This window comes from Ancylobacter dichloromethanicus (genome assembly GCF_018390645.1).
GTDB lineage: Bacteria > Pseudomonadota > Alphaproteobacteria > Rhizobiales > Xanthobacteraceae > Ancylobacter > Ancylobacter dichloromethanicus.
In genome coordinates this window covers 15,101-41,345 of the sequence record NZ_JAHBGC010000052.1, presented here as the reverse complement: position 1 = coordinate 41,345, position 26,245 = coordinate 15,101, and the positions used below count along the sequence as shown (strand labels likewise).

At 72.2% G+C, this 26,245-nt stretch carries 24 protein-coding genes; 2 read left to right on the top strand and 22 right to left on the bottom strand.

The features are described from left to right. The first annotated feature begins 6 nt into the window (after positions 1-6). Positions 7-1,122 carry an NAD(P)/FAD-dependent oxidoreductase gene (locus tag KHC23_RS21330; protein ID WP_213375554.1) on the top strand — a complete coding sequence of 372 codons (1,116 nt, stop codon included), beginning with the start codon at positions 7-9 and terminating at the stop codon, positions 1,120-1,122. Positions 1,123-1,299: 177 nt separating this feature from the next. Here the strand turns inward: KHC23_RS21330 and KHC23_RS21325 are convergent, their stop codons facing one another. The 13 genes from KHC23_RS21325 to KHC23_RS21265 form a co-directional block, all read right to left on the bottom strand. Next, positions 1,300-4,293, bottom strand: a complete 2,994-nt coding sequence (locus KHC23_RS21325) for a bifunctional [glutamine synthetase] adenylyltransferase/[glutamine synthetase]-adenylyl-L-tyrosine phosphorylase (RefSeq protein ID WP_213375552.1) — start codon at positions 4,291-4,293, stop codon at positions 1,300-1,302. A 61-nt stretch (positions 4,294-4,354) separates the two neighbouring features. Beyond that, positions 4,355-5,776 carry a sensor histidine kinase gene (locus KHC23_RS21320; RefSeq protein WP_213375550.1) on the bottom strand — a complete coding sequence of 474 codons (1,422 nt, stop codon included), beginning with the start codon at positions 5,774-5,776 and terminating at the stop codon, positions 4,355-4,357. Then, on the bottom strand, positions 5,760-6,440 hold the full coding sequence (locus KHC23_RS21315; RefSeq protein WP_213375549.1) for a response regulator transcription factor: 681 nt from the start codon (positions 6,438-6,440) through the stop codon (positions 5,760-5,762). Before KHC23_RS21315 ends, KHC23_RS21320 begins: the two co-directional genes overlap by 17 nt. 309 nt (positions 6,441-6,749) lie before the next feature. Then, complete coding sequence (locus KHC23_RS21310) at positions 6,750-8,312, bottom strand: Do family serine endopeptidase (protein ID WP_213375548.1); 1,563 nt, start codon at positions 8,310-8,312, stop codon at positions 6,750-6,752. Positions 8,313-8,404: 92 nt separating this feature from the next. Further along, positions 8,405-8,929, bottom strand: a complete 525-nt coding sequence (locus KHC23_RS21305) for a cytochrome c-type biogenesis protein (protein WP_213375547.1) — start codon at positions 8,927-8,929, stop codon at positions 8,405-8,407. Further along, entirely contained in the window at positions 8,926-10,926 is a 2,001-nt protein-coding gene (locus KHC23_RS21300; protein ID WP_213375546.1) for a heme lyase CcmF/NrfE family subunit, read from the bottom strand. Before KHC23_RS21300 ends, KHC23_RS21305 begins: the two co-directional genes overlap by 4 nt. 166 nt (positions 10,927-11,092) lie before the next feature. Beyond that, positions 11,093-11,539 carry a cytochrome c maturation protein CcmE gene (ccmE, locus tag KHC23_RS21295; protein WP_213375545.1) on the bottom strand — a complete coding sequence of 149 codons (447 nt, stop codon included), beginning with the start codon at positions 11,537-11,539 and terminating at the stop codon, positions 11,093-11,095. A gap of 4 nt (positions 11,540-11,543) precedes the next feature. Next, the gene (ccmI, locus tag KHC23_RS21290) at positions 11,544-12,674 is read right to left on the bottom strand and encodes a c-type cytochrome biogenesis protein CcmI (protein WP_213375544.1); all 1,131 of its coding nucleotides are present in this window, start codon (positions 12,672-12,674) and stop codon (positions 11,544-11,546) included. Positions 12,675-12,822: 148 nt separating this feature from the next. Beyond that, positions 12,823-13,290, bottom strand: coding sequence for a glycine zipper domain-containing protein (locus KHC23_RS21285; RefSeq protein ID WP_213375542.1), 468 nt, complete (start codon positions 13,288-13,290; stop codon positions 12,823-12,825). Between the two features lie 93 nt (positions 13,291-13,383). Further along, a complete protein-coding gene (locus KHC23_RS21280) occupies positions 13,384-14,763 on the bottom strand; it encodes an ATP-binding protein (protein WP_213375541.1) in 1,380 nt (459 codons plus the stop codon). Beyond that, complete coding sequence (locus KHC23_RS21275; protein ID WP_213375539.1) at positions 14,763-15,449, bottom strand: response regulator transcription factor; 687 nt, start codon at positions 15,447-15,449, stop codon at positions 14,763-14,765. Before KHC23_RS21275 ends, KHC23_RS21280 begins: the two co-directional genes overlap by 1 nt. 272 nt (positions 15,450-15,721) lie before the next feature. Continuing rightward, positions 15,722-15,970, bottom strand: a complete 249-nt coding sequence (locus tag KHC23_RS21270; RefSeq protein WP_213375537.1) for a hypothetical protein — start codon at positions 15,968-15,970, stop codon at positions 15,722-15,724. Further along, positions 15,967-16,764 (bottom strand): glycoside hydrolase family 108 protein, encoded by a 798-nt coding sequence (locus tag KHC23_RS21265; protein ID WP_213375535.1) that lies wholly within the window; start codon positions 16,762-16,764, stop codon positions 15,967-15,969. The genes KHC23_RS21270 and KHC23_RS21265 overlap by 4 nt, the downstream gene beginning before the upstream one ends. Positions 16,765-16,913: 149 nt before the next feature. Here KHC23_RS21265 and KHC23_RS21260 point away from each other — a divergent pair, with 149 nt between their 5' ends. Next, positions 16,914-17,369: a hypothetical protein gene (locus tag KHC23_RS21260; RefSeq protein WP_213375533.1), complete on the top strand. Its 456-nt coding sequence runs from the start codon at positions 16,914-16,916 to the stop codon at positions 17,367-17,369. A 15-nt stretch (positions 17,370-17,384) separates the two neighbouring features. Here KHC23_RS21260 and KHC23_RS21255 read toward each other — a convergent pair whose 3' ends face one another. The 9 genes from KHC23_RS21255 to KHC23_RS21215 form a co-directional block, all read right to left on the bottom strand. Continuing rightward, positions 17,385-17,666 (bottom strand): hypothetical protein, encoded by a 282-nt coding sequence (locus tag KHC23_RS21255; RefSeq protein WP_213375531.1) that lies wholly within the window; start codon positions 17,664-17,666, stop codon positions 17,385-17,387. Then, positions 17,663-18,541, bottom strand: coding sequence for an arabinofuranosidase catalytic domain-containing protein (locus tag KHC23_RS21250; RefSeq protein WP_213375530.1), 879 nt, complete (start codon positions 18,539-18,541; stop codon positions 17,663-17,665). Before KHC23_RS21250 ends, KHC23_RS21255 begins: the two co-directional genes overlap by 4 nt. A 1-nt stretch (position 18,542) precedes the next feature. Continuing rightward, the gene (locus KHC23_RS21245) at positions 18,543-18,848 is read right to left on the bottom strand and encodes a spike base protein, RCAP_Rcc01079 family (RefSeq protein WP_213375528.1); all 306 of its coding nucleotides are present in this window, start codon (positions 18,846-18,848) and stop codon (positions 18,543-18,545) included. A 15-nt stretch (positions 18,849-18,863) separates the two neighbouring features. After that, positions 18,864-19,553 (bottom strand): DUF2793 domain-containing protein, encoded by a 690-nt coding sequence (locus tag KHC23_RS21240; protein ID WP_213375526.1) that lies wholly within the window; start codon positions 19,551-19,553, stop codon positions 18,864-18,866. 25 nt (positions 19,554-19,578) lie between these two features. Further along, a complete protein-coding gene (locus tag KHC23_RS21235; RefSeq protein ID WP_213375524.1) occupies positions 19,579-23,484 on the bottom strand; it encodes a baseplate multidomain protein megatron in 3,906 nt (1,301 codons plus the stop codon). A 213-nt stretch (positions 23,485-23,697) separates the two neighbouring features. Beyond that, a complete protein-coding gene (locus tag KHC23_RS21230) occupies positions 23,698-24,135 on the bottom strand; it encodes an NlpC/P60 family protein (protein WP_213375522.1) in 438 nt (145 codons plus the stop codon). A gap of 2 nt (positions 24,136-24,137) precedes the next feature. Continuing rightward, entirely contained in the window at positions 24,138-25,001 is an 864-nt protein-coding gene (locus KHC23_RS21225) for a DUF2163 domain-containing protein (RefSeq protein ID WP_213375520.1), read from the bottom strand. Beyond that, complete coding sequence (locus KHC23_RS21220) at positions 24,998-25,639, bottom strand: DUF2460 domain-containing protein (protein ID WP_213375518.1); 642 nt, start codon at positions 25,637-25,639, stop codon at positions 24,998-25,000. Before KHC23_RS21220 ends, KHC23_RS21225 begins: the two co-directional genes overlap by 4 nt. Continuing rightward, entirely contained in the window at positions 25,640-26,245 is a 606-nt protein-coding gene (locus tag KHC23_RS21215) for a phage tail tape measure protein (protein WP_213375516.1), read from the bottom strand.

The following is a 26,245-nucleotide window of genomic DNA, read 5'->3' as shown; positions in this document are numbered from 1 at the left end:
CGGGTCATGAGCGAAGCCGAGGAACATGCGGTCGACTGCGTCGTGGCTGGGGCCGGCGTGGTCGGCCTCGCCATCGCCCGCGCGCTGGCGCTTGCCGGGCGCGACGTGCTGGTGCTGGAGGCGACCGGCCTCGTCGGCTCGGACACCTCGGCCCGCAACAGCGAGGTCATCCATGCCGGCCTCTATTACCGGCCCGGCACGCTGAAGGCCCGGCTCTGCGTGGAGGGGCGTGCCGCTCTCTACACCTATTGCGACGAGCGCGGCATCCCACACCGGCGCTGCGGCAAGCTCATCGTCGCCACCAGCACGGCGGAAACCGCCGGGCTCGCCGCCATCGACGCCCATGCCCGCGCCTGCGGCGTCACCGATCTCCAACCCCTGAGCGGCGCCGAGGCCCGGGCGATGGAGCCGGCGCTGAAGGCCGAGGCGGCGCTGCTCTCGCCCTCCACCGGCATCGTCGACAGCCACGCGCTGATGCTCGCTTTGCGCGGCGACCTGGAAGATGCCGGAGGCATGATCGCTTTCAACGCGCCCATCCGCGGTGGCGAGGTGACGGCGCACGGCATTCGCATCGAGGTCGGCGGCGCGGAGCCGATGCGGCTTGTCTGCGCGCGTTTCGTCAACGCCGCCGGCCACGGCGCGGTGCCGCTTGCCCGCGCCATCGCCGGCATTCCGGCCGCGGCGATCCCGCCCGCCTATTTCTGCAAGGGCTCTTATTTCACCCTGTCCGGCCGGGCACCGTTCACCCGGCTGGTCTATCCCGTCCCTGAGCAGGCCGGGCTGGGCGTGCACCTGACGCTCGATCTCGGCGGGCAGACCCGCTTCGGGCCGGACACCGAATGGGTCGACGCGCCGAATTACGATGTCGATCCGGCGCGCGGGGAGAAATTCTACGCCGCCATCCGCCGCTACTGGCCGGCACTGCCGGATGGCGCGCTCCAGCCGGCCTATGCCGGCATCCGGCCGAAGATCGTGCCGGCCGGCGCGCCGGCGGCGGATTTCCGCGTCGACGGCCCGGCCGAGCACGGCGTGCCGGGGCTGGTGCAGTTGTTCGGCATCGAATCCCCCGGCCTCACCGCCAGCCTCGTCCTCGCCGACCTCGTGGCGGCAAAGCTGGGCTGAGGAGCGCCGCCCCTATCCCCGAAGCGCCGTCATCCTGAGGTGCCGCCGCAGGCGGCCTCGAAGGATGCTCGTCAAGCCGCCATCCTTCGAGGCTCGCGGAGCCTGTCCCCGGGCTTGCCGGAGGCAAGACCCGTGGGCTCGCTCCTCAGGATGACGACGCTGAACGGGTCGCGGGCGTCACGCCCGCCTGCGGCGGCGTTTGGGTTCCGCGTGCAGCAACCGCTCGAAGGTCGCCCGCACCGCCTGCTGGGTCTCGAACAGCCGCGCTTCCAGCGTCGAGAAATCGGGCATCGCCCCGGCCCGCGCCAGCAGCCGCCGCAGCGCCGGGCTGGCCTCGGACGGCTTGAACGGGCCGGTGAGCGCCAGGCGCAGCACCTGCGTCAGATCGTGCAGCAGCCGGCAGGCATCGGCCAGCAACTGCCCGTCTTGCGCGTCGAGAATGCCGACGCGCTGCGCCGCCTCGACCACCCGCAGCGTCGAGGTGTCGATGATGCGCGGCTCCTGCGCGGCATAGGCGAGCACGAGATACTGGGCGATGAACTCGATGTCGATCAGCCCGCCCCTGGCATACTTCAGGTCCCACGGGTCGTCGTCGCCCTTCTCGTCGGCGATGGCGCCGCGCATGTCGACGATGTCGGCGGCGAGCCGGCGCGTCTCATGGGTGCCGGCAAGCACCTGCGCGATCGCCGCCTCCACCCGCGACCGGAAGCCGGGCGAGGCCGCCACCACGCGGGCACGGGTCAGCGCCATGTGCTCCCACGTCCAAGCCTCCTCGGCCTGATAGACCTTGAAGCGCGGCAGGCTCGTCGCCACCGGCCCGGAGCGGCCGGAGGGCCGCAGCCGCAGATCCACCTCGTAGAGCTGGCCGGCATTGGTCGGGGTGGTGAGCGCGCTGACGATGCGCTGGGTCAGCCGGGCGAAATACTGCCCGCCATAGAGCGGGCGCGGGCCGTCGCTCTCGGGGTGCTCGGCGTCGAAATCATAGAGCACGATCAGGTCGAGATCGGAGCCGGCGGTCATCTCCCTCCCGCCGAGCTTGCCCATCGCCAGCACCGCCAGCTCCGCCCCCGGCAGGGTGCCGTGCGCCTCGCGAAAGCGCGCCATCGCCGCCTCCTCGAGCGAGCGGATCAGCACATCGGCCAGCCGGGCGAAGGCCTCGCCGGCGCGGGCGGCGGGCAGCGTGCCGGAGAGGATGCGCACGCCGATCAGCACATGGCACTCCTGCCGGAAACGGCGGGCGCGGTCGAGCCGGTCCTCCTCGTCCTCCGCCTGGGCGAGATCGGCGGCGAGCCGGGCGGCCAGTTCCGGCTCGTCGGGAAGCGCGCCGAAAAAGGCGGGGTCGAGCAGCGCGTCGAGCAGCGAGGGGCGGTGCGCCAGCATCTCGCCGAGGCGCGGGGCCGTGCCGAGAATGGTGGCGAGCAGGCGCACCAGATCGGGATTGTGCCGCAGCGCCGCCAGCAGAGGCTGGGCGGTCGGCATTTCGCGGAAGAAGCGGTCGGCGGCGTTCAGCCCGGCATCGGGGGCACCGCCACGCGCCAGCGCGTCGACCAGCAGCGGCACGACCGCTTCCAGTTCCTCGCGCGCGCCGTCCGGGCGCAAGGCGCGGGGCTCGCCGGCCAGCCAGCCGCGCACCGTGGCGCTCGCCACCTTGGGCTCGGCATAGCCCAGCCGGTGCAGTGTCGCCAGCGTCTCGCGGTCGTCGGCCTTCTCGGGAAATTCCAGCCGCCCTTCCACCGCCGCGCGCGGCGGGGCGTCCTCGAACAGCTTGGAGTAATGGTCCTGCACCCGGGAAAGCCGCTGCACCAGCGCCTGCGCGAAGGCGGCGCGGTCCTCATAGCCCATGAAGCGGGCGAAGCCGGCCAGCGTCTCCCCGTCCTCCGGCAGGCTGTGGGTCTGGGCGTCCGCCACCATCTGCAGCCGGTGCTCCACCCGCCGCAGGAAATGATAGGCCTCGCTCAGTTCGTCGCGCGCCGCCGCTCCGATCCATCCGGTCTGCGCCAGCACGGCGAGCGCCTCCAGCGTGCGCGGGGTGCGCAGGCGCGGGTCGCGCCCGCCGGCGATGAGCTGCTGGGTCTGGGCGAAGAACTCGATCTCGCGAATGCCGCCGCGCCCCAGCTTGACGTTGTGGCCCTCCACCGCGATCGCCTCATGGCCGCGAAAGGCGTGGATGTCCTGCTTCATCGCGTGGACGTCGGCGATCGCCGCATAGTCGAGCGCGCGGCGCCAGACGAAAGGCGCGAGCTGCTTGAGGAAGTCGTGGCCGAGATCGAGGTCGCCGGCGACCGGCCGCGCCTTGATATAGGCGGCGCGCTCCCAGGTGGCGCCCTCGCGCTCGTAATAGGCCAGCGCCGCCTCCACCGAGAGCGCGGCCGGGGTCGAGGCCGGGTCGGGCCGCAGCCGCAGATCGACGCGGGCAACGTAGCCCTCGCCGGTGCGCTCCTGGATCAGCCGCACCAGCCGCTGCGTCATCCGCACGAAGAACGGCGCCGCCTCCACATCCTTGGCCAGCGGGGCGATCTCCGGGTCGTACAGCACGATCAGGTCGACATCGCTGGAATAGTTCAGCTCGCGCGCCCCATGCTTGCCCATGGCGAGCACGGTGTAGCCGAGGCCTACCCCCCCGCCCTCGGCCGCGGATTTCTTCAGCTTGCGCGCGGAAACGCCCTCGCGGGCGAGGAAGTCGACTGCCGCCGAGAGCGCCGCATCCGCCGTGGCGGTAAGTTCGCCGGTGACGGTGGCGAGATCGAACACGCCGCCAATATCGGCCAGCGCCACCGTCAGCGCGGTCTCCGCCCGCAGCCGCCGCAGCGCCGCCATCACCTCGGCCTCGTCCGTCGCCGCGCCGACCGTCGCCACGGTGGCGGCGCGCGCGCGGGCCAGCGCCTCGACCGGCTCGGCCACCAGCAGCGCCGCCAGCCGGGCCGGGTCGACACGGATGAGATCGGTCAGGAAGGGAGAATGGGCGACCACGCCCGCCAGCACCGCCCGCGCCTCCTCATGGGCGGCGAGAAGGGCCTCGATCCGCGTCCGCACGGGTTTCGGCGCGCCGGCGATAGCGTCCTTTACGGCGGCTGGAAGCGCCTGCGGCACCGGATATCCCGACGGGCGCCGCAGCCTCGCGATGAGGCTTCGATCGCCGGCCGCCGCCGTGCCGCTCTTCCTTGCCGCCATGCTGTCGTCGCCCCCTTTACGTCTTGCCGCTCGAGTCAGGCCCGGTTCAGTCCGCCCCGGTTCAGTCCGCTCCCACCTCGTCGGAGAGGTCGAGCGGCAGGTCGATAACGATCCGCAGTCCCGGATCGTTGCCTTCCAGCGACAGTGTGCCGCCGTGCAGCCGTACCACCGCTGCGACCAGAGACAAACCCAGCCCGAAGCCGGGGCGCGTGCGGCTCGCCTCCAGCCGCACGAAACGCTCCAGCGCGCGCGGGCGATCCGCCTCCGGGATGCCGGGGCCGCGATCGGCCACCACCAGCCGCAGGCGCTCGCCCTCGCGCCGGGCGGTAAGGGTGATGTCGCGCCTCTCGCCCGGCTCTCCCTCGTGTATTTCCGGCGCGCTGTACTTGATGGCGTTGTCGATCAGGTTCGCCAGCGCCTGCTCGAACAGCTCGCGCACGCCATGCATCGGCAGCGGCCCGGCGACCTCGGCCCGCAGATCGAGCCCGCTCTCGTCCGCCACCGGCTCGTACAGCTCGGCGACGCCCGCCACCGTCGCGGCAAGGTCGAAGCGCAGCATCTTCGCGCTCGCCTGCCCGGCCTCGGCGCGGGCGATCATCAGCAGCGCGTCGAAGGTGCGGATCAGGCCGTCGGATTCCTCGATGGTGCGCTCGGTGGCAAGGCGCCATTCCTCCTCCGACTGCGCCGTGCGCAGCGCGTCCTCGGCGCGGTTGCGCAGCCGCGTCAGCGGGGTCTTGAGGTCATGGGCGATGTTGTCCGACACTTCCTTCAGCCCCGCCATCAGCGCCTCGATGCGGTCGAGCATGGCGTTCAGGCTGAGCGCGAGCCGGTCGAACTCGTCGCCGGCGCCGGAGATGGCGAGGCGCCCAGAGAGGTCGCCGGCCATGATGCCGTCGGAGATCGCCGTCATCTGGTCGATGCGCTTGAGCACCCGCCTTGTGATGAACAACCCGCCCGCCATGCCGAGCACGACCAGCAGCGCCAGCCCCCAGACCGCCGGGCCGATGATGATCTGGCGCAGTTCCTCACGCTCGACGACATCGCGGCCGATCAGCAGCCGGTATTCGCCGGGCAGGAAGATCACATGCACCAGCGCCCGGCTCGGCGCGGCGGAGGCATCCTCCGAGCGCAGATAGTCGATCTCCCGCCAGCCCTGCCGATCGAGAAAGTTCAGCGGCAGGTTCAGCACATTGCCGCCGAGCGGGTCGCCGTTGAAGCTGGTGATGAGCAGCAGCCCGGCATCGGGCGCGCGGGCACGGCGGTTCACCAGCTGCACCAGCCGGGTGATGCCGCCGCGCTCGAACTGCGCCTGCATGAAGCGGGTGTCGTTCTCGATCGCCTCCACCGCCTGGCGCGTCACCAGCCGCTGGGTATGCCAGCCGAGATAGGCGATGACCGAGCCGGCGAAGACGGCGAAGACGACGAGATAGGCCGCGAGCAGCTTGAACGCGGTGGTGCGGAAGAGCTTACCGAGCGCCGTCACGAACAATGTATCCCGCGCCACGCACCGTATGGAGCAGCGGCGGATCGAAGCCCTTGTCGATCTTCGAGCGCAGCCGCGAGACGTGGACGTCGATCACGTTGGTCTGCGGGTCGAAATGATAGTCCCATACATTCTCCAGCAGCATGGTGCGGGTCACCACCTGCCCGGCATGGCGCATGAGATATTCGAGCAGGCGGAACTCGCGCGGCTGCAGCACGATCTCCTGGCCGGCGCGGGTGCAGCGATGCGCCAGCCGGTCGAGTTCGAGGTCGGCGACGCGGTAGACCGTGTCCGCCGCCTGCGGCCCGCCGCGCCGGGCCAGCGCCTCGACGCGGGCCAGCAATTCGGTGAAGGCATAGGGCTTGGGCAGGTAGTCGTCGCCGCCGGCGCGCAGGCCGGTCACGCGGTCGTCCACCTGGCCGAGGGCGGAAAGGATGAGCGCCGGCGTGGTGTCGCCGCGCCCGCGCAGGTCGGCGATCACCGAAAGGCCCTCACGGCGCGGCAGCATGCGGTCGACGATCAGCACGTCATAACCGCCCTCGCGCGCCAGCATGAGTCCTTCCTCGCCATCCGACGCCACGTCCACCACGTGGCCGGCCTCGCGGAACGCCTTGCGCAGATAGTCGGCGGCGTCGCGGTCGTCCTCGACGATGAGCAGGCGCATGGGCGACTCTTCGGCGCTCTTTCGGGCTGCCCTCCTTATATCCGCGAGGTCGATGACCGGGCCATCCTTGCCCCGCGCGGAATCGGAGGCGGCGGTGGGATTCGAATTCGTCTCCATGTACGTCATTTCGAGCCTCGCGCCTATATTGCATCCCGCCGGCGATACCGTGCCGGGGTCCTGGCATCCGCTGGCGATACCGCCGGGCTGCCTCCAAAAAGGATGACGCGGGAAGTCCTTTCGGACTCCCCGCGCCACCGAACCGGCCGCAGCCCAAGGGGCGACGGAACGAGCCGCAACCGGAACTCTCGGTCAGCCGCGCTGGTCGCCCAGGGAGATGGCGACGAAACGCGTGCCCTGCTCGGACTTGACGCGCATCAGCACGGCCTTGCGGTTGTCCTTCTTGGCGGTGGCGAGACCGTCGCGGACTTCCGCGGGGGTCATCACCGGCTTGCCGCCGACGTCGAGGATGACGTCGCCCGCCTTGATGCCGCGCTCGGCCGCCGGGCCGTTCGGGTCGACCTCGGTGACGACGACGCCGATGTCACCGGCGCCGGCGACGCCCTTGGCCGGGGCGAGCGACAGGCCGAGGCGCGGAACGCCCTTGCCGTCGGTCTCGCCGTCATCGGCATTGGCCTTGCCGGCCGAGGCGACGTCGGTGGGCAGCTGCTCCAGCGTGACCGGGATGGTCATCGACTTGCCGTCGCGCAGCACGCTCAGCTTGACGACCGTGCCGGGCTTCTTGCTGGCGATCTCGCGGGACATCTCGCGGGAGTCCTTCACGTTCTCGCCGTCGATCGCCGTCACCACGTCGCCGGGCTTGAGGCCGGCCTTCTCGCCGGGCGTGCCGGGCTGCACCTGGGCGATCAGCGCGCCCTCGGCCTGCTTGAGGTCCAGCGCCTCGGCGACCTCGTCGCTGACCGGCTGGATCTGCACGCCGACATAGCCGCGCGCCACTTCGCCGCCATTCTTCAGCGCCTCGACCACCTCGGAGACGGTCTCGGAGGGAATGGCGAAGGCGATGCCGACATTGCCGCCCGAGGGGGACACGATGGCGGTGTTCATGCCGATCACGTCGCCGTCGAGGCTGAAGGTCGGGCCGCCCGAATTGCCGCGATTGATCGGGGCGTCGATCTGGATGAAGTCGTCATAGGGGCCCGAGCCGATGTCGCGGCCGCGGGCCGAGACGATGCCCGCCGTGACCGTGCCGCCGAGGCCGAACGGGTTGCCGACCGCGACCACCCAGTCGCCGACGCGCGGAGCCTTCTCTGCCAGCTTGACCCAGGGGAAGTCGCCCTTGCCCTTGACCTTAAGCAGCGCCACGTCGGTGCGCGGGTCGGTGCCGATCACCTTGGCGGTGTAGCTCTTGCCGTCGGTGGTGGTGACGTCGACCTCGGTGGCGCCGTCGACGACGTGGTTGTTGGTCACCACATAGCCATCGCTCGAAATGAAGAAGCCGGAGCCCTGGCCGACCACGCCGCGATGGCCGGGACCGCGACGCGGACCCATGTCCGGACCGCCGGGGCCACCCGGGCCGAAGCCGAAGCGGCGCATGAAGCGCTCGATCTGCGGGGGAATGTTCTGGCCCATGCCGTCCTCGTCATTGGAGGCGACCTGTTCCTCGTCCTTCTTCACCTTCACGCTGACGACGGCGGGCGAGACCTTCTCGACGATGTCGGCGAAGGAGAAGGTGCCGGCCGGCTGGCTGGTGGAGAGCTGCGCCTGGGCGGGGGAGATCACCTCGGGCAGCACGAAGGCGCCGACAGCGCCGCCGGCGAGGGCGAGAGTGAACACGCCGGCGAGCAACCGGGAGCGGCTCTTGCGCAGCGTGGAGGAGGCAGGGGTGCGGGTCAGATTGGGCGCGGTGCGCGACATGAGTCGTTCCTCGTTCGACAAATCACTCTCCCCACCGGGAGCGTTGAACGAGAACGTAGAGGCCGTCGCCTTAACGCAGTCTGGCGGCGGCGTTAAAGTTTCGTAACGTCCGCCGGGCCTTCCGGCGAGGCCGTGCCGCCGAGCGCGACCCGCAGGCGCGCCTCTTCCTCCGGCGACAAAGGCGCCACCGCCGGGGCATCGGCGGAGCCCGCCTGCGCGGCGCGGCGGCGATAGGCGACGAACAGGCCGATGCCGCCGAACACCAGCACCGCGAACGGCGCCAGCCACAGAATGGCGTTGGCCCCGTGCCAGGTCGGGCGCAGCAGCACGAACTCGCCATAGCGGGCGACCAGATAGTCCATCACCTCGCGGTCGCTGTCGCCGTCCTGGATGCGCTCGCGCACCAGCAGGCGCAGGTCGCGCGCCAGCGGCGCGTCGGAATCGTCGATCGACTGGTTCTGGCAGACCATGCAGCGCAGCTCCTTGGAGAGCTCGCGCGCCCGCGCCTCCTGCGCCGGGTCGGGCAGCACCTCGTCGGGCTGCACGGCGGCAGCCGGGGTGACGGCGAGCGCCAGCGTCAGCAGCAGAAAGGCGAAGCCTGCGCGCATCGCCCTCATTCCGCCGGCACCGGTGAGGCGGGATCGGGCTTCACCTTCGGCTTCTTCGCCGGCTTGGGCGCGCCGACGCGCAGGCGCCGGTCGCTGAGCGACAGCGCGCCGCCGAGCGCCATGATGATCGAGCCGATCCAGATCAGCGTCACGAACGGCTTCCAATAGGCGCGCACGCCCACCCCGCCGCCCGGCAGTTCGTCGCCGAGGCTCACATAGAGCTGGCTGAACCCCATGGTGCGGATGCCCGATTCGGTGGTCGGCATGTTGCGGGCGGTGAACAGGCGCTTGGCCGATTCGATGGTGCCATGCTCGACCCCACCGCGTCGGACCGAGAACACCCCGACGAGGTCGCGGTAGTTCGGCCCGTTGCGCGGCTCCAGCCGGTCGAGGGTCAGCTCGTAGCCGCCCACCTCGAAGCTGCCGCCGACCTTCACCCCGGCGATGCGCTCCGCGTTCCAGCTGGTCTCGGCGATGATGCCGAACAGACAGACGCCGACGCCGGCATGGGCCAGCGCCCCGCCGAACACCGCGCGCGGCAGGCCGCGCAGCCGGGCGAAGGCGGTTGCCCTCGGCACCCGGCCGAAGCCGGCGCGCTCGATCACTTCGGCCACCGCGCCGATCACCACGAAGGCCGCCAGCCCCATGCCGAACGGCGCCAGCACCGGCCCGCCGCCCTGCGCATAGGCGGCCAGCGCCGCGATCACGATTCCCGCGCCGAAGGCCGCCATCAGCCGCTGGCTGGCGCCGATCAGGTCGCCGCGCTTCCACGCCAGCAGCGGCCCGAACGGCATGGCGAACGCCACCGGCAGCATCAGCGCGCCCACCGTCAGGTTGAAATAGGGCGGCCCGACGGTGATCTTCGAGCCGTCGAGGGCCTCCAGCGCCAGCGGGTAGAGCGTGCCCACCAGCACCGCCGCGGCGGCGGCGGTCAGCAGCAGGTTGTTCAGCACCAGCGCGCCCTCGCGCGAGACCGGCGCGAACAGGCCGCCCTGGCGCAGCATCGGCGCCCGCAGCGCGTAGAGCGCCAACGAGCCGCCAATGAAGAACACCAGGATGGCGAGGATGAACACGCCGCGCGAGGGATCGGTGGCGAAGGCGTGCACCGAGGTCAGCACGCCCGAGCGCACCAGGAAGGTGCCGAGCAGCGACAGCGAGAAGGCGAGAATGGCGAGAAGGACGGTCCACACCTTCAGCGCGTCGCGCTTTTCCATCACCACGGCGGAATGGATCAGCGCGGTGCCGGCGAACCACGGCATCAGCGAGGCGTTCTCCACCGGGTCCCAGAACCACCAGCCGCCCCAGCCGAGTTCGTAATAGGCCCAGTAGGAGCCCATGGCGATGCCGAGCGTCAGGAAGGCCCAGGCGGTCAGCGCCCAGGGCCGCACCCAGCGCGCCCAGGTGGCGTCGATCCGGCCCTCGATCAGCGCCGCGACCGCGAAGGCGAAGGTGATGGAGAAGCCGACATAGCCGAGATAGAGCAGCGGCGGGTGGATGGCGAGGCCGATATCCTGCAGGATCGGGTTGAGGTCCTGCCCCTCGGCGGGGGGCGGAATCACCCGGGTGAACGGGTTGGAGGTGAGCAGGATGAACAGCAGGAACGCCGTCGCCACCGAGCCCTGCACGCCCAGCACATTGGCCTTCAGCCGCGCCGGCAGGTTGTTGCCGAACAGCGCCACCAGCGCCGCGAAGATCGCCAGCACCAGCACCCACAGCAGCATGGAACCCTCATGGTTCCCCCAGGTGCCGGTGATGCGGTAGAGCAGCGGCTTGGCCGAATGCGAGTTCTCCACCACGTTCAGCACCGAGAAATCGGACTGCACATAGGCCACCACCAGCGTCGCGAAGGACAGGCCGACAAAGCCGGCCAGCACCAGCGCCAGCGTCGTGCCCACCTTCATCAGCGCCGCGTCGCCGGCCCGCGCGCCCCAGATCGGGATCACCGTCATCAGGATGGCGACGGCGAGCGAGAGCACCAGCGCGTAATGGCCGATTTCCGGGTTCATGGGCGGGTACCCCGATAAGCATCCTTCGAGGCCGCGTCGCGGCGCCTCAGGATGACGGTATGACCAGGAGGATCGTTGCGGGGAGCAACGTCATCCCGAGGCGCTCGGGCAGCGCCCGAGCCTCGAAGGATGCTCTGAGCAACGCGGCTGGAGCGTCCGACACTCCTCACGGCGTCGCCTCCCCTTCCTTCCACACGCCCTGCTTCTTCAGCGCCTCGGCGACTTCCTTGGGCATGTAGTTCTCGTCATGCTTGGCGAGCACGCTGTCCGCCGCGAAGCTGCCGTCGGGCGCGATGACACCCTCGGCGATCACCCCCTGCCCCTCGCGGAACAGGTCGGGCAGCAGGCCGACATAGGCCACGCTCATGTCCGCCCCGTGGTCGGTGACGACGAAGCGCACATGGGTGCCGTCAGTATGCGCCACGCTGCCATCCTTCACCAGCCCGCCGAGCCGCAGCCGCGTGCCGGGGCGGGTGCCCTCGGCGGCGATCTCGCTCGGCGTGCGGAAGAACACGATCGTGTCGTTGAGCGCGAACAGCACCAGCCCGGCGGCGATGCCGAGCATGCCGAGCGCGCAGGAAATGACGAGAAGGCGGCGTCCCTTGCGGGTCATGGCGTCAGCTCCCGAGCCCGAGTTCGCGCGCCAGCGCGTCGATGCGGCCGAGCGCGGCGGTGTCGCCGGCGAAATGCTGGCGCGCCTGCCCGGCGGCGCTCTTCGCCTTGGCCCCGTCGCCGAGCACGCTCCAGGCCCGCATCAGCCGCAGCCAGCCGTCGATATCGTCGCCCTGCTCCGCCAGCCGCGCTTCCAGCCGCTCCACCATGCCGCGGATCATCTGTTGGCGCTGCGCGGGCGTGAGGCTCTCGGCGGCCGCCACATCGGCCGCGCCGGGGCCGGAAGCGGCGGCGGGGGCCGGCATCTCGGCGCCGACACGGGCAAGGGCGTCGCCCAGCAGGCCGCGCCAGGGCGCGTCGGCCGGCGTGTCGGCCGCCAGCGCGCTCCAGATCGCGGCCGCCTGCGCGTTCCTGCCGTCCTGCTCGGCGGCGAGGCCGAGGAAATAGCGTGCCTTGGGGTCTTTCGGGTCGGCGGCCAGCGCCGCCTCGAACGCCGACTTGGCCGCGCCCGTCACCACCCCGCCGGCCTGCGCCATCAGCGCCTCGCCGAGCCCGGTCTCGCGCACGGCACTGGGGCCGAGCAGCCGGATGGCATTGGCCCAGGCCCGCGCGGCATCGTCGAAGCGGCCGATGCGGGCATAGATCGGCGCCACCACCTCATAGCCGCGCCCGTCATCCGGATTGGCTTCGAGATGGGTCTCGACCTTGCGGATGAGGATGGCGATGTCGGAGGGGTTCGGCTGCGCCTCCAGCCGCTGCGCCAGCGGCTGCGGCGGGTAGAGCGGCGAGCCGAGCCAGAGATACAGCCCGCCCGCCAGCAGCGGCACCCCGACCAGGGCGATCGCCGCCACCAGCCGCCGGCGCCGGTCGCCGCCGGACACGGCGCCTTCCTGCCCGATCTCGGCCGTGGCCCGCAGGATGCGACGGGCGACCTCGGCCCGCGCCGCCTCGCCCTCGGCCGTGCCGATGAGGCCGGTGGCGCGGTCGCGTGCGATCTCCGCCAGCTGGTCGCGATAGACGGCGAGGTCGGCGTCGGCGGTGCCGGCGGCCCGCGTCGCCGCGCCGGTGCGCAACGGCCACAGCACCGCCAGAATGGCGGCCGCCGTCATCAGCGAAAAGGCGATCCACAGCAACATTAGTCTTCCTCTAATGCGCTGGGGTAGCCGACCGGGACGCCGACGCCAATCCGTAACACCCTCGGTCGGATCGACGCAGGCTCACAGTCCCGCGAGTTCGCACCCGCCTGCGTCACCCCGCCACGGGGCGCGCAGGGCAGACGCGGGCTCAGCCGGCGACCGGCGACCAGGTGCCGTCGGGGTTGCGGCAGGCGGTGCCGCGCGCGGTCTGCGGCTGGCCGTTGATGTAGATGGTGTGGGTGAATTCGCGGCATTTGGGCGAGCCGCCACGCGCATAGGCCGGGCCGGGGACGATGGTGCCATAGGCGCCGCTGTCGCCGCGCCAGCTCACCGGCGCGCCCGGATTGCCATATTCCAGCGCCTGCGTCTCGGCCTCGCGAGCGCGCTGCCGGTCCTGCTGGTCGAGCGCATTGCCGATGGTGCCGCCGATCAGGCCGCCCACCGCCGCGCCGACCAGCGTGCTGGCGGTGTTGTGGCCGGCGAGCTGGCCGATCACGCCGCCCGCCACCGCGCCGATGGCCGCGCCGCCGACCGTGTTCGGATTTTCCTGCGCGGTGCTGCAGCCCGCGAGGGCCCCGGCGACAAGGCCCACGGCCACGAATTGGTATGCGCGCATGAAATTTCGTCCTCCAGCTTCGACACGGCACCTTTCGCACCAAGGAAGAGCAATAGGGCGAAAGCGCGGCCCCGTCACCTCTACCGCGCCACCTCAGGCGGCCGGCAGCCGGACCACGCAGCGCAGGCCGCCGAAGGGCGAGCGGCCGAGCGTCAGCCGCCCGCCATAGAGCCCGACCAGTTCGGCGACGATCGACAGGCCGAGCCCCGAGCCCGGCTGGGTCTCGTCCAGCCGCTTGCCGCGCTTCAGCGCCTCGGTCTGCTGCTCGGGGGTCAGGCCCGGCCCGTCATCGTCGATGACGATCTCGAAATAGTCCCGCCCGCCGCTGCCGCCCGGCATCGGGGCGACGGCGATCTCGACCAGCGAGCGCGCCCATTTGCAGCCATTGTCGACGAGGTTGCCGAGGATTTCCTCAAGGTCCTGCCGCTCGCCGCGAAAGCGCACGCCGCCGGCGACCTCCGCCTCCACCGCCACGCCCTTGCCGCGATGCACCTTGGCCAGCGTCGCGGCGAGCCGGGCGACGATCGGCTCAACCTCCTCCACCGTGGTGACGACGGAGGCGCGCGCGGCCATCCGCGCCCGCTCCAGATGATGCGCCACCTGCTCCTTCATGATGTGTGCCTGCTCGGTCACCTTGGCGGCGAGCGCGGGGTCGACGGCACTGCCGCGCGCCGCCTCGTTCTGCAGCACCGAGATCGGCGTTTTCAGCGCATGGGCGAGGTTGCCGACATGGGTGCGGGCGCGCTCGACGATCTCGCGATTGGTGTCGATCAGCGCATTGACCTCGGCGGCGAGCGGGGCGATCTCCACGGGATAGGCGCCCTCGATGCGGTCGGCCCGGCCGGTGCGCACCTCGTGCAGGGCGGCGAGCATGCGCTTGAGCGGGCGCAGGCCGAACAGCACCTGGAACACCAGCGTCAGCAGGAAGGCCGCCCACAGCACCGCCAGCGTCACCGCCAGCGCCTGGTCGAACGCCTCGACCTCCTCCTCGATCTCGCCGGCATCGGCCGCCACCGCGACGGCGTAGCGCCCGTCCTCGCCGAGGTCGACCACCCGCTCGACGATGCGCAGCCTTTGCCCGGCGGGGCCCTCGGCATACCCCTCGCGCAGCCCGGAAACGTCGGAATTCTCGCTGCGCTCGAACAGCAGCGGCAGCTTGCCCTCGGGCATGGAGCGCGAGGTCTTCACCTGCGGGGCCGGCCCGTCGGTGCGGGCGATCTGCCAGTACCAGCCGGAAATCGGGAAATTAAACAGCGGGTCGCCCAGCGTGGTCGGCTCCGGCATGGTGCCGGCGGGCGAATTGGCGACGTCGGCGACGATGGTCTTGAGATAGACGTCGAGCCGCTGGTCGAAGGACCGCTCCACCGCCGCGCGATAGACCGAATGCAGCGCGAACCCGGTGATCGCCAGCACGGCGACGCTCACCACCGTCGCCGAGACGAACAGCCGAAGCGCCAGCGAGCCGGCGCGCATCAGCGCAGGGGCTCGCTGCGCGGGCTTTCGGGCGCCACCAGCAGATAGCCCAGCCCGCGCACGGTCTGGATCACGTCGACCTCCAGCTTCTTGCGCAGGCGCCCGACGAACACCTCTATGGTGTTGGAATCGCGGTCGAAATCCTGGTCGTAAAGGTGCTCGACCAATTCGGTGCGCGACACCACCCGCCCGCCATGATGCATGAGATAGGCGAGCAGCCGGTGCTCGTGCGAGGTCAGCTTCACCTGCCGGCCATTCACCGTCACCCGGCCCGAGCGGGTGTCCAGCATGACCGGCCCGCAGGTCAGTTCGCTGGCGGCGTGGCCGGCGGCGCGGCGCAGCAGGGCGCGGATGCGCGCCAGCACCTCCTCCATGTGGAAAGGCTTGGCGACATAGTCGTCGGCGCCGGCGTCGAAGCCCTGCACCTTGTCGCTCCAGCGGTCGCGGGCGGTAAGAATCAGCACCGGCATCTTGCGCCCCTCGCGCCGCCACGCCTCCAGCACGGAAAGGCCGTCCATCTTCGGCAGGCCGATATCGAGCACCACCGCGTCATAGGGCTCGGTGTCGCCGAGGAAATGGCCTTCCTCGCCATCATGGGCGCGGTCGACGGCATAGCCGGCCTCGACCAGCGCCTCGACCATCTGGCGGTTCAGATCGGGATCGTCCTCGACGACAAGCAGGCGCACGGCGGTTCCTCAGGCACGCCGCGCAGGGTGAGCGCGGCGCGCCGAGCATGCCACCGCGCGACGCCGATGTCAGGTGCGGGCCGCCAAGCCGAGGCAGCCGCAAGGCAGGCGGCTCCCTCTCCCCGCCGGGCAAAGCGAAGGAGTTGCCTCACCCCCTCCCGCGCCAGCCGCACAATTCCCGCCCCACCGCGTTGTGCGCCTTCACCTGGCGGATGGTCGGGTCGGTGTCCTCAATCGCCCAGTTGATCGGCGCGAACGCCCCGCACGCGCCCCTAGTCGCGGCGGAAGGCGTCGTCGTCGCGCAGCCGGCCGTCGTCAGCATTGCGCCGATCAGCATCAGCCCGCGCGCGCCCCGCGCGTTCGATCGTGGAAAGCACATCGCGTTCTCCCTCCGCCACACAGGCCGCCCGGCCTTCCAGGCGTCCCTTGAGATAGATCCCCCCGGCCAGCGCGAGGGCGGCGAGGATCAGCGCCGCGCTCCGCCCGAGCGGGCTCGCCAGCAGTCCCAGCAGCACCGTCACCGCGCCACCTCCCCGGCATTGATTCGCGCCAGCGCCCCGCGCAGCGTCAGCCCCACGCCGGCCAGCATCAGCGCCGCGAACAGCCATTTCAGCGGCTCGGCGAGGCCGGCCAGCGGCGCCAGCCGGTCGGCCTGCTCGGCCACCACCGCGCCGAGCGCGCCGGCCCCGCTGATCAGCCCGCCCGCTCCTTCCGGCGTGCGCGAGAGCCTGGTGTCGGCGGGCCGCGCCCGCGCCGCGCCGGCGCTGTCGGGCGCTTCCGCCACCGCGGCACCGGCCGCGCCCGCCATCCGCTCCGCCACGGCCCGCACCTCGGCGACGCGGCGGGTCCAGCCGGCGCCGAAGGTGGCAAAGGTGCGCAAGGTCCGCAGCATGGCGAGGCGCCGGTCGCACACGCCGTCGACCAGCGTCGCCGCGTCGCGTCCCGCCAGTCCCGCCAGCGTCGCCTCGCCGATCTGGCCGTCGGCGGCGACCTTCAGCGTGCGCTGCAGCCATTTCGCCGCCTGGGCGGGGCCGGAATTCACCGCCGCGTCGAACAGCGCGTAGTCGAGCCCGGCCGGCAGATCGTCGCCGCGCACCGCGTCCCAGTACTGGCGCCGGTAGATCGCCGCCACCTCGCCCGGCTCGATCCGCCGCACCGGCCGCTGCGGCAGGCCATGGCGGGCGCGCCAGCCGTCATAGACGCGCTGGGTGACGCCCTTCATGGTCGCCCCGCCGGGATCGGCGGGGTGGTCGGCATAGCCGCCCTCATGGACGAGCACGCGCTTCAGCGCCTCGTCGAAGCTCGATGCGGTCATTGCATGGCTCCGTTGCACGATTTTTTGGGTTATTTCTGGGGATTAAGGATATGTTAACCACGCCACTACCGGAGCACGGTTGCAAAAATACCGGGCTTCCGAGACCATTTTTGCGATTAGCTGGCTACGGACGAGAGGCTCCGCTCGGCATGGCAAGAGAAGATCGACTCGTTGAAGACCTGCGCGGCATTTTCGATGAAGCACGCCGCAGTTCCGGCCAGGTTCAGGCCGAAGCGCTGCTGGCCGTGGCTCCGGTGGTGCTGAAAAGCGGCGACCCGGAGCGCGAGCGCGGCGTCGCCTATATGCGTGACCGGCTCACGCCCGAAAGCTACCGGGCGATCTGCCGCGCCATCGGCGAGGAGCTCGACCGGCTCAACGCCGAGATCGTCCGCCTGAAGCGGTTCGAGAAGATCGCCGGCGTGGTCGAGACCGCGCAGCGCCGCATCGTCGCGCGCCCGCCCGTCCTGACCCGGCCGGTCGTCACGGCGGCGAGCAAGGCCGCACCGGCCGGCGTGGCGGCACCGCGGCCCGCCGTCTCCGCCGCGCCGGCGGGCGCATCCCATCCGGCTGGTCCGGTGCCCACCCCGCCGGGCCCGGCCGAATAGCCGGCACCGCACGGCTCAGGGGGCTGGTTCGATCCGCCACTCCGGCGGCATCGCCACCAGCGCCACCCGTTCGTCCGCCGTCAGCAGCGCCTCATAGACGGACGGCGGCAGGCCAAGCCCGGCATCGGCCGGCGTGCCGGGAATTTCCAGCGCGGCGCGCCCGTCGCTCGGGTGCGCCCGCCATGTCCACAGCGCGCGGGTGACGAGGCCCGGCAGCGCCGCCAGGTTCGCGGCCTGATAGGCGGCCCGGGAGCGCGCCCGCGCCTGCGCCTCGCTCGGCAGGATGAGCAACATCATGGCCGCACCTCGTTGAGGGCCGCGTCGAGGGCCGTGGCGTCGAGCGCGTCGCGCGCCATCGCCACCGCGCTCATCTGCCCGGCCATGAAGCCGATGACGTTGGCGGCGCCGATGGTCGGTGGATCGACCGACGCGCCGCTATAGCTCGGCCCGCCCGGAGGCAGGAATTCCGCCGCCGTCGTCACCCCGTCGACCGTGATGTCCGCCGTCGCGGCGAGGTAGTCGATCCGGCCTGTCAGCGCGCGCCAGCCCTCGGTCCAGGCCCCGCCGATATGGGTGAGCGCGGACACCCCGGTGCGCCGGCCCGAGACGCGCGCGGAGCCGCTGACCAGGCTGATACCGGAGCGAACGCTGGTGCCGCTGAAGACATCGCAGAACGGCCACGGCGCCAGCGCCGCATTGGTCGCGTTCACCACCACCGCCACCGTGGTCTGGTTCACCTCCTGCGAGAAGCCCGCCGCGTCCTGAATCCTGAGGCAGTCGTTCGCGCCGTCGAACACCAGCACCGGCCGGCCGTTCGGGCCGCTGTCGAGCACGCCGGCACTGACGAGGCGCGGCTGCGCCGCCGCGATGGTCTGCAGCGCGTGCCGCCCCTGCCCGCTCTGGTCGTACCAGCTCACGGCATAGGCGCTGCCGGCGCCGGCGAAGGCGAACAGGCTCGCCGTGTCCAGCGCCCCCGCGCCGGTGAAGCCGATATCCAGCTCGGCGCCGTCGCTGGAGCGGCGCACCCGCACGCCCGGCCCGGCGTGGCCGGTCAGCAGCCGGGTCAGCCCGAAGGCCGCGAAGAGCTGGCCGGCGAAGCGGTCGAGCGGCGGCCGTGCCGGAGCGGCGCCGTGCCGGCGGGTGAGATCGAGGGCGAAACCGAACGCCGCCATCTCAATCGACCCGGTGGATGACGAGCCCGGCCGTGGTGCCGGTCGCCAGCACGCGGCGGACCAGGAATTCCAACACGCTCACCTGCCCGGGGGCGAGCGGCAGGGTCAGCGGCGCGTCGTCCGCCGCCTCGACGGTGAGGATGCGCACCGCCGCGCTCGCCAGCGTCGCCGGCACGAACACCCGCAGCCTTGCGTAGCGCGGCAGGTCGGTGGCGTCGCTCGGCGTCACCAGGGCACCGGAGCGGCCGAGTCCGGCCGGCGAGAGGGCGCGGCGGTGCCAGGGGTCCTTGGCGGAATCATAGGGCATGGATCGCTCCGAAGGTCAGAGGGTGAAGGCGAGATAGGAGAGGACGAGGCGCACCCGCCCGCCGGTGAAGCTGCCGCCCAGCGCGGTGACGCGCAGCGGCGTGTCGGCATAGAAGGCCTGCGGGCCGATCACGCCGATATTGCTGGCCCCCAGGGCGACGCCAAGCAGCCCGCCGAATTTCGAGGTCTCGCCGGCGATGCCGACCTCATAGGCGCTCGCCCCGGTCACCGCCGCCACCGTGCGGCTGGCCACGGCGAGGCAGATCGCCCGGCTGGGAATGAGCAGGGTCGAGGCAACGAAGGCCCCCGCAAGGGTCACCTCCTCCTCCACCGCGCGCAGCGTCGCGGTGGCGCCGGAGGGCGTCATCGCGAGGGCGTCGCGCCACGCGCCGCCGTCGAAAAGCAGCGAGCGCGCCTCCGCGCCCACATAGGCGCGCCAGCCGGCGCGGGGCTCCAGGAAGCGCCAGCCGCCGTCATGAAGCGCGATCTCGCCCTCGTGCCCGGCCCAGGCGCCGGTGGCGCCCGCCGCCACGATATGCCGGTCGCCCGGCACGGAGGCCGCCGGCGGCGCCATGCGGGTGCGGTCGAGCACGGCGAGCTGCGCCGCCGCGTCGAGCAGCGCCAGCGCCTCATTATGGGTGACGTGCTTCTGCGCCTGCGCCGCCGCCAGCAGCGGCAGCGCGAGATGGGGGGTGGTCTCGCTCATGGTGGTGTCCTGTGCAGTTTGGCGGTCAGAGCCGCAGCCGGGCGGTCAGCGCCGCGCCGGCGCCGACCTCGGCGGAGAGCTGGGCGATCCGCACGTCGAGGAAGGTTTGCGCCGCGCCGAAATCGGCGATCTCGTCGCCCGCCGGGTAGAGAAGAGAGGGCGCCGTGGTGGTGAAGCGCCGCCTGACGCTTGCCCCGCCGAGGATCTCGACCTCGTAGGCCTCGCCGGTCTCGCCCAGCGGCACCTCGACCAGGTCCCAGGAATCGCCGCCGCTGCGGGTGCGGCGGGTCCAGCTCAGCGTCACCCCGGCCGCGCCGCGCCGCGCCCGCGCATGCACCGGCGCGAACGGGCGCAGCGCCGCCGACGAAAGCGTGGCGGCGATCTCGGTCACCGCCGCGTCGCCATGGTCGCGGTCGGCGCCGCTGATGCGATAGACGACCGCGCGTCCGACAAGGTCGAGCCCGCGCGCCACCGGCACCAGATTGGCGTCGATTTTCATCAGTCGCGTGCCCGCGGGCCAGGCCGTCGCCGCCCGCGCCTCGGTGCCGAGCTGGCCGCGCAGCAGCCCGGACAGCCGCCAGCGCGCGGCGCCGATGAGTTCGGCCTCAACGAACTGGATCACCTCCACCGCGCCGGCCGGGTCGATCAGCGCCAGCGCATTGGCCCCGCCCAGCACCGCCTCCTCGCTCGCCCCCGCCACCAGCCCGCCATCGAGTTCGATGTCGAGGCTGGCGCGGTGCCAGCGCCAGACCGGGCCGGGAGCGAGTTCGGTCAGCGTCGCGCCGGTCACCGCCGGCGCCGCCAGCGTGGCCAGAGGCTGGAAGCTGCCGCCATCCACCGCCCGCCACACCGCGAGGCTCCCCGGCCACGGCGTCACGAAACCGCCGATCCACGCCAGGGCGGGCGTCGCCTCCCCGCTCTCCAGCGGCAGCTCGACGAGATGCACCAGCGGCGGCCCGTCGCCGCCCGGCAGATCGACCGCGCCGGCCCGCCCGTCGCGCACCGCGAGGGCGAACACCGCGGGGTCGATGCCGCGCGCGCTCACCGCCCGCGCCTCGCGGTCCTCGATCGAGACGATCTCCAGCAGCCGGGCGCGCCCGTCGCGCTCCCAGCGCAGAAGGTCGCCCGGCTCCAGCGCCAGATGCCCCGGCGGCAGGGTCAGGTTCACACGGTCGCGCCCGGCCCAGGCATCCTGCAGCCACATGTCGGCGAGCCCGGCGGCGAGACCCGGATCGGCCACCATCGCCACATCCAGCCCGGTCTCCGCCCGCGCCGCCCCGGCGAGCCGCCGCGAGACCGCGGTGGCGCGGCGGTAGTCATTATTGCCGTCGATGAAGCCAAGCGTGGCGGAAAGCGGCAATTCGCTCTCCGCCGCCCGCACCAGCGACGGCGCGGCGATGCCCTCGCCGGCGACGATGTCGTCGTCGTCCAGCACCGCCCGCACCCGCCCGCCGCGCGGGCGCAGCGACAATGCCCCGCCGCGCTCGTTGAGGTCGAAACCGAAGGCGCGCGCCAGCGGCTCCAGCGCCGCCCGGGCGGTCATCGGCCGGTCGACCACATAGCCGTCGACAATGCCGCGCAGTTCCCCGCTGGCGAGGTCCGGCACGCCGAAATCCGCCGCCAGCGCCTGCGTCAGCTCGGCCAGCGGCGCCGCCCCCAGCCGGCCGGTCAGCCAGTGCCCGGTCTGCCAGTTGGCGCCGTCCGCCCACACATTGGTCGCGCGCGGAAACACCGGGAACGGCCGCGCGTCCCAGGTCCACAGAGTGATCGCGGCGGGGTCGACCATGCGCCCGCCGGGCAGGCCGGCCGCCGCCGGGTTCAGCGCCGTCGAGCCGGCAAAGCCGGCCAGCGTCGCCTGCAGATGCCGGCGCTGGATCAGGTCGTCGCGCGCCCCGTTGGAGAAGGGCGGCAGCCCGCCCTCGGTGGATTTGGGGTCGGGAAAGGCGCTCGGCCGGTTCGCCCCCTTGTCCACCGCCGGGCAGCCGATCTCGGTCAGGCGCACCGGCTTGGAGCCGGGCACGAAGCCGGTCGGGCTCGCCTGCCGCACCCCGCCGACGCGCTCATGATGAGCGTTCGCCCACCAGCCGGCGAGGTCCTTCTGGCGGAACAGCCATGCCTCCCCATAGGCGCCGTCGGTGATCGGCGCGCGCGCCTGCGCGGCGCGGGCGGCGTCATCGGGGTAATACCAGTCGAACGCCTCGCCGCCGTCGAGATTGCCTTCGAGATAGGCGGGGTCGTGGCCGCTCTCGAAGCTCTCGGCATCGAGATGGGCGTCGCCGTCGCGCCAGTCGGCCAGCGGCGGGTACCAGTCGATGCCGATGAAATCGAGCGCCGGCGACGCCCATAGCGGGTCGAGCGGAAAGCGCACCTCCGCCCCGCCGCCGAGGACATGGGCGCCATATTCGGTCCAGTCGGCGCCATAGCCGATCTGCGTCCCCGCCCCGAGCATCGCCTTCACTTCGCCGGCCAGCGCGGCGAAGGCGGCGGCGGCGGGGTAGGTTCCCGGCGCCGAGCGCACCCGGGTCAGCGCGGCCATTTCCGAGCCGATGAGGATTGCCTCCACCCCACCGGCGATCTGCGCCAGCCTGGCGTAGTGCAGCACCATGCGGCGCAGGCCCCATTCAGCCGGGCCGGAATAGGTCACCCGCCCGCCCGAGGCGCCGAAATGGGCCGCGCTCGCGGTGCCGAACAGCGCCGTCACCTGGGCGCCCGCCGCCGCGGTCCCGTCCGGCGAGCCGGCGACACCGGGCGCGGGGTGGCAGGTGATGCGCCCGCGCCAGGGATGGGCCGGCTGCGAGGCCGCCCCGCTCCACGGGTCGGGCAGCGCGTTGCCGGCGGGAATGTCCATCATCACGAAGGGGTTGAGCGTCACCTTCAGCCCGCGCACCTTCAGCGCCGCGATCGCCGCGATCACGCTGGCGTCGGAGGGCGTGCCGCCATAGGCCGGCTTGCCCTCATACTGGCTCACCAGCGCGGCGCTGGCGCGCGTCTGCCCGGCCACCTGCCACGCCTCGGCGAAAATGCCGATCTGGGTCGGCTTGACCCGGCGCTCGACGGCGGGACGGATCTGGCACTGGCCGGCCCTGAGGTCGGTGCCGAACCAGGTCACCACCAGCGCCACCCGTTCCAGATTCGGGCAGGTGGCGAGCAACTGGTCGAGCGAGGCGGAAAAGTCGCTGGCATGGGTGGTCACATGGCGGTTTTCCAGCTGGTAGACCCCCGGCCGGTCGACCCGCAGCACCTCGCGCGGCTCATAGCCGAACTCGGTGGCGCCGGGGATCAGCGTCACCGCCCGCACCGCGCCCTCCAGCGCGCCGACCGCCCGTTCCACCTCGACCGAGATCTGCGGCAGGCGGTTGCCGAAGCGCGCCAGCGCCAGCCCCTCGAACACCAGATAGGCGAGGCCGCGATAGGCCGGCGCCGCCGGTGCGCGCGCCTCGATCAGCGGGTCGGGAAGCTGGTCCTCGGCGCCCAGATGCAGGCGCAGATTCAGCCCGCGGGTATCGAGCAGCCGCCCATCGGCCCAGATGCGGCCGATGCGCGTCACCTTGCCCTCGCACAACCCCACCGCGAAGCTGCCGAAATAGGCATAGGTCGTGGTGCTGCTGCCGCCGCCCGCCAGCCCGCCGCCCTTGCCGCCGGCGGACTGCGTCTGGGTGGAGACCACTTCCTGCACCGGCGCCGCCCAGATCACCTGCCCCGACAGCCGCGCCCGTCCATAGAGACGCGGCAGCGCCGCGCCCTCGGTCGAGGTCATGGTGCCGAACTCGCTGAGGCGCGGCCCTTCGCTGCGCTGTCCCGGCGTCAGTATCAGCGAATCGATGGCCGAGCCGCCCAGCGCACCCAGCGCCCGCCCGGCCAGCGCCCCGAGCGGCCCGAACAGCGCCCCGCCGACCGTTCCGCCCAGCGTGCCGAGAATGAGTGTGGCCATGCTCTTTTCCAATCCTTTGCCGTGGCAGGGCCTGCTCCCTCTCCCCGGCGGGGAGAGGTGCAAAGGCCGTGTCCCGGACCAGCCGCGCGCCGCGCGGCGCCGATCCGGGACCCAGGAGAGACTCTTTGGCCGAAGCGATTTGCGCTGGGTCCCGGCGCGGCACTCCGCCTACGGCGTCGCTGGGCCGGGACAAGGAGCGTGCGTTCCTCCCCCTCACGCGCCGGGAAAGGCGAAGGCGAAGGCCAGCCGGCGGCGCCACCAGGGGGCGAGGAACACTTCCGCCACCGCCGCCCCGTCATGGGCGTGCACCATGCGGTCCGCGCTCACCAGGATCGCCGCGTGCTTGGCGGGAAAGCCTTCGCGCCAGCGGAACAGCAGCACGTCGCCCGGCGCGATCGCCTCAACCGCGAGCGCGCGCATGTGCCGCCCCGCCGCCTGCGCCATCTGCTCGGCCTTGGTCGCCTCGGCCCAGTCGGGCGCGTAGGCGGGCAGGCCCTGCGGCTCCGGCCCCACCACCGCCCGCCACACCCCGCGTATGAGGCCAAGACAGTCGGCCCCCTGCCCCTTCAGCGAGGCGCGGTGCAGATAGGGCGTGCCGATCCAGCCCCGCGCCTCGGCGATGAGGCGGGCGCGCACGTCTTCCGCGCCCATCGTCACTGCCCTCCCGGCAGGGCGACGCGCAGCACCGCGTCATTGCCCGGCATGTCGGGGAAGCCGCGAAAATTCAGCGAATTGGCGAAGCGGTCGCGGCAGGTCTCGAACCGCTTGTCGCAGCCGGCGGTGACGGTGAAGCTCTCCCCCGGCAGGGGCGTGTCGGGCGGGCGCTGCCACAGTTCCAGCCGCACCCCGCCGGCAAGCGTGTGCGCCTTCACCTCGGTGGCGAAGCCCGCATTGGCGCCGCCGGTGAACGCCAGCCGCCCCTGCGCGAACCAGCCCGCCGCATAGGCGTCGAGACCCGCCGCCACGATCAGCCCCGGCCCTTCCGCCGCGCTCACCGTGCCGTGGCCGGTATAGGCCGGCGCGGCCAGCGCCACCTTGCAGCGCCCATCGCCGAAATCGGCGTCACAGCCGGCGGTGAACAGCCGCCCGCGCACGACGTTGAGCGCCGAAGCGAGGGAGCGCAGCTCGGCGGTGAAGCGGCCCTCGCTGCGCCGCACCTCGCCGAGGCTGGCCCGGCGCAGCCGCAGGAAGCTCGACGGCGCCGACCAGTCGGCGAGGATCAGTTCGATCCCCGCCCCGTCATAGCGGCCGGCATCGAGGTCGGCCTCGTCGATCAGCTCGGATGTCAGCGCCGCCGACATCTCCGCCCCGCCCACCGCGAAGCCGAGCGCGGAGGCGTCCTCGCTGCCGGCAACGCCCGAGGCGGCGCGGAACAGCGTGCCGTCGACGCCGAGGTCCTCGTCATGCTCGGTCAGCGCGATCACCACGCCGTCGCGGCGGGTGATCCGCCAGCAGCGCGCCAGCGTCGTCACCCCGCTCGCCAGCGACGCGGCAAGCCCGGCGGAAAGCTCTCTCATGGCCGTATCTCCAGGATCGGGATGCGCGGGATCGCTCCGGCCTCGAAGGCGGTGAGGTTCACCTCGAGGAAATCGGTATCGAAGCGCACCGGCACGTCGAACAGGAACCCCGCCGTCACGCTCGCCCCGGCCGCAGGTACATGGCCGGCGAGGAAGGTGACGACCCCACGCGTCGCATCGAGGGTGAAATGCGTGCCGGCCGTCCGCTCCGCCCCGTTCACCGCCACCCGCGCCGAGCCGGCCACCGGCTTGACGATCGGCCGCGCATAGGGGGCGTGGGCGCCGCCATAGGTTTTGGCGAGGGCGAACTGCGCCCGCGCGCCATCGCCGGTGCCCAGCGTCTGGTCGAGCGGCGTCACCGCCGCGCCCGGCACGGCCGAGGCATGGTCCAGCCGGTCGCGCCAGCGAAAGCCGTGCAGCCGCCCGCGCCGCTCCTCGAAGAAGGCGACCACGGCGGAGAGCTGCGCCAGCGATGTCACCCCGTAGCCGGCATCCCAGCGCCGGCGCGAATGGGCGAGCCTTGTATTGCGTTCCTCGCGGCCGGTGAGCGTGGTGACGATCTCGGTCGCCCGCTCCGGCCCCCCCGCCGCGCCGAGCGCGATGTCGAGCGGAAACAGCGTCTCGTGAAAGGCGGGCATTCAGAGGCTCCTTTCCCCGCGCGCAACCGTGCGGGCGATCAGGCCGGCGAGATAGGCGTCGGAGCGGCGGAAGGCGCTCGCGTCCGGCGTCGCGACATTCACCGTCACCTGCGTCGTGCGCCCGCCGCCCTGCGCGGCGACGCCGAGCCGGCCGTCCGCCCCCCGCGCCAGCGGCAGGATCGCCTCCGCCCCGCGCTCGCCCATCAGGCCGAGCGAGCCGCCGGCCATGGGGAAATAGGTCGGTGCCGCCACCACCCCGCCCTGCGCGAAGGGAGTGACCCGCCCATTCGCGAACGCGCCGCCCTTGGCGAACCCGGAAACGCCACCGAGCGCCCCGCCGAGCGCGCCCTGCAGCAGGCCGGAAAGCCCCTGCTCCAGCGGCTTGAAGGCGATGTCGAGCGCAAGCGAGGACAGCCGGCTGGCCAGCGTGCGCAGCACGTCGTCGGCCTCGCGGCCCTTCAGCGTCGCCCCGGCCAGCGCATCGCCTACCGCCCGGCCAAAGCCCCGCGCCAGCCGCTCGGCTTCCGCGATCTCGCGGCGGAAGGCGCTGGTGTCGGCGCTGATCTCCACGTTCAGCCCGTCGTCGAATTCGGCGTTGTCGGCCAT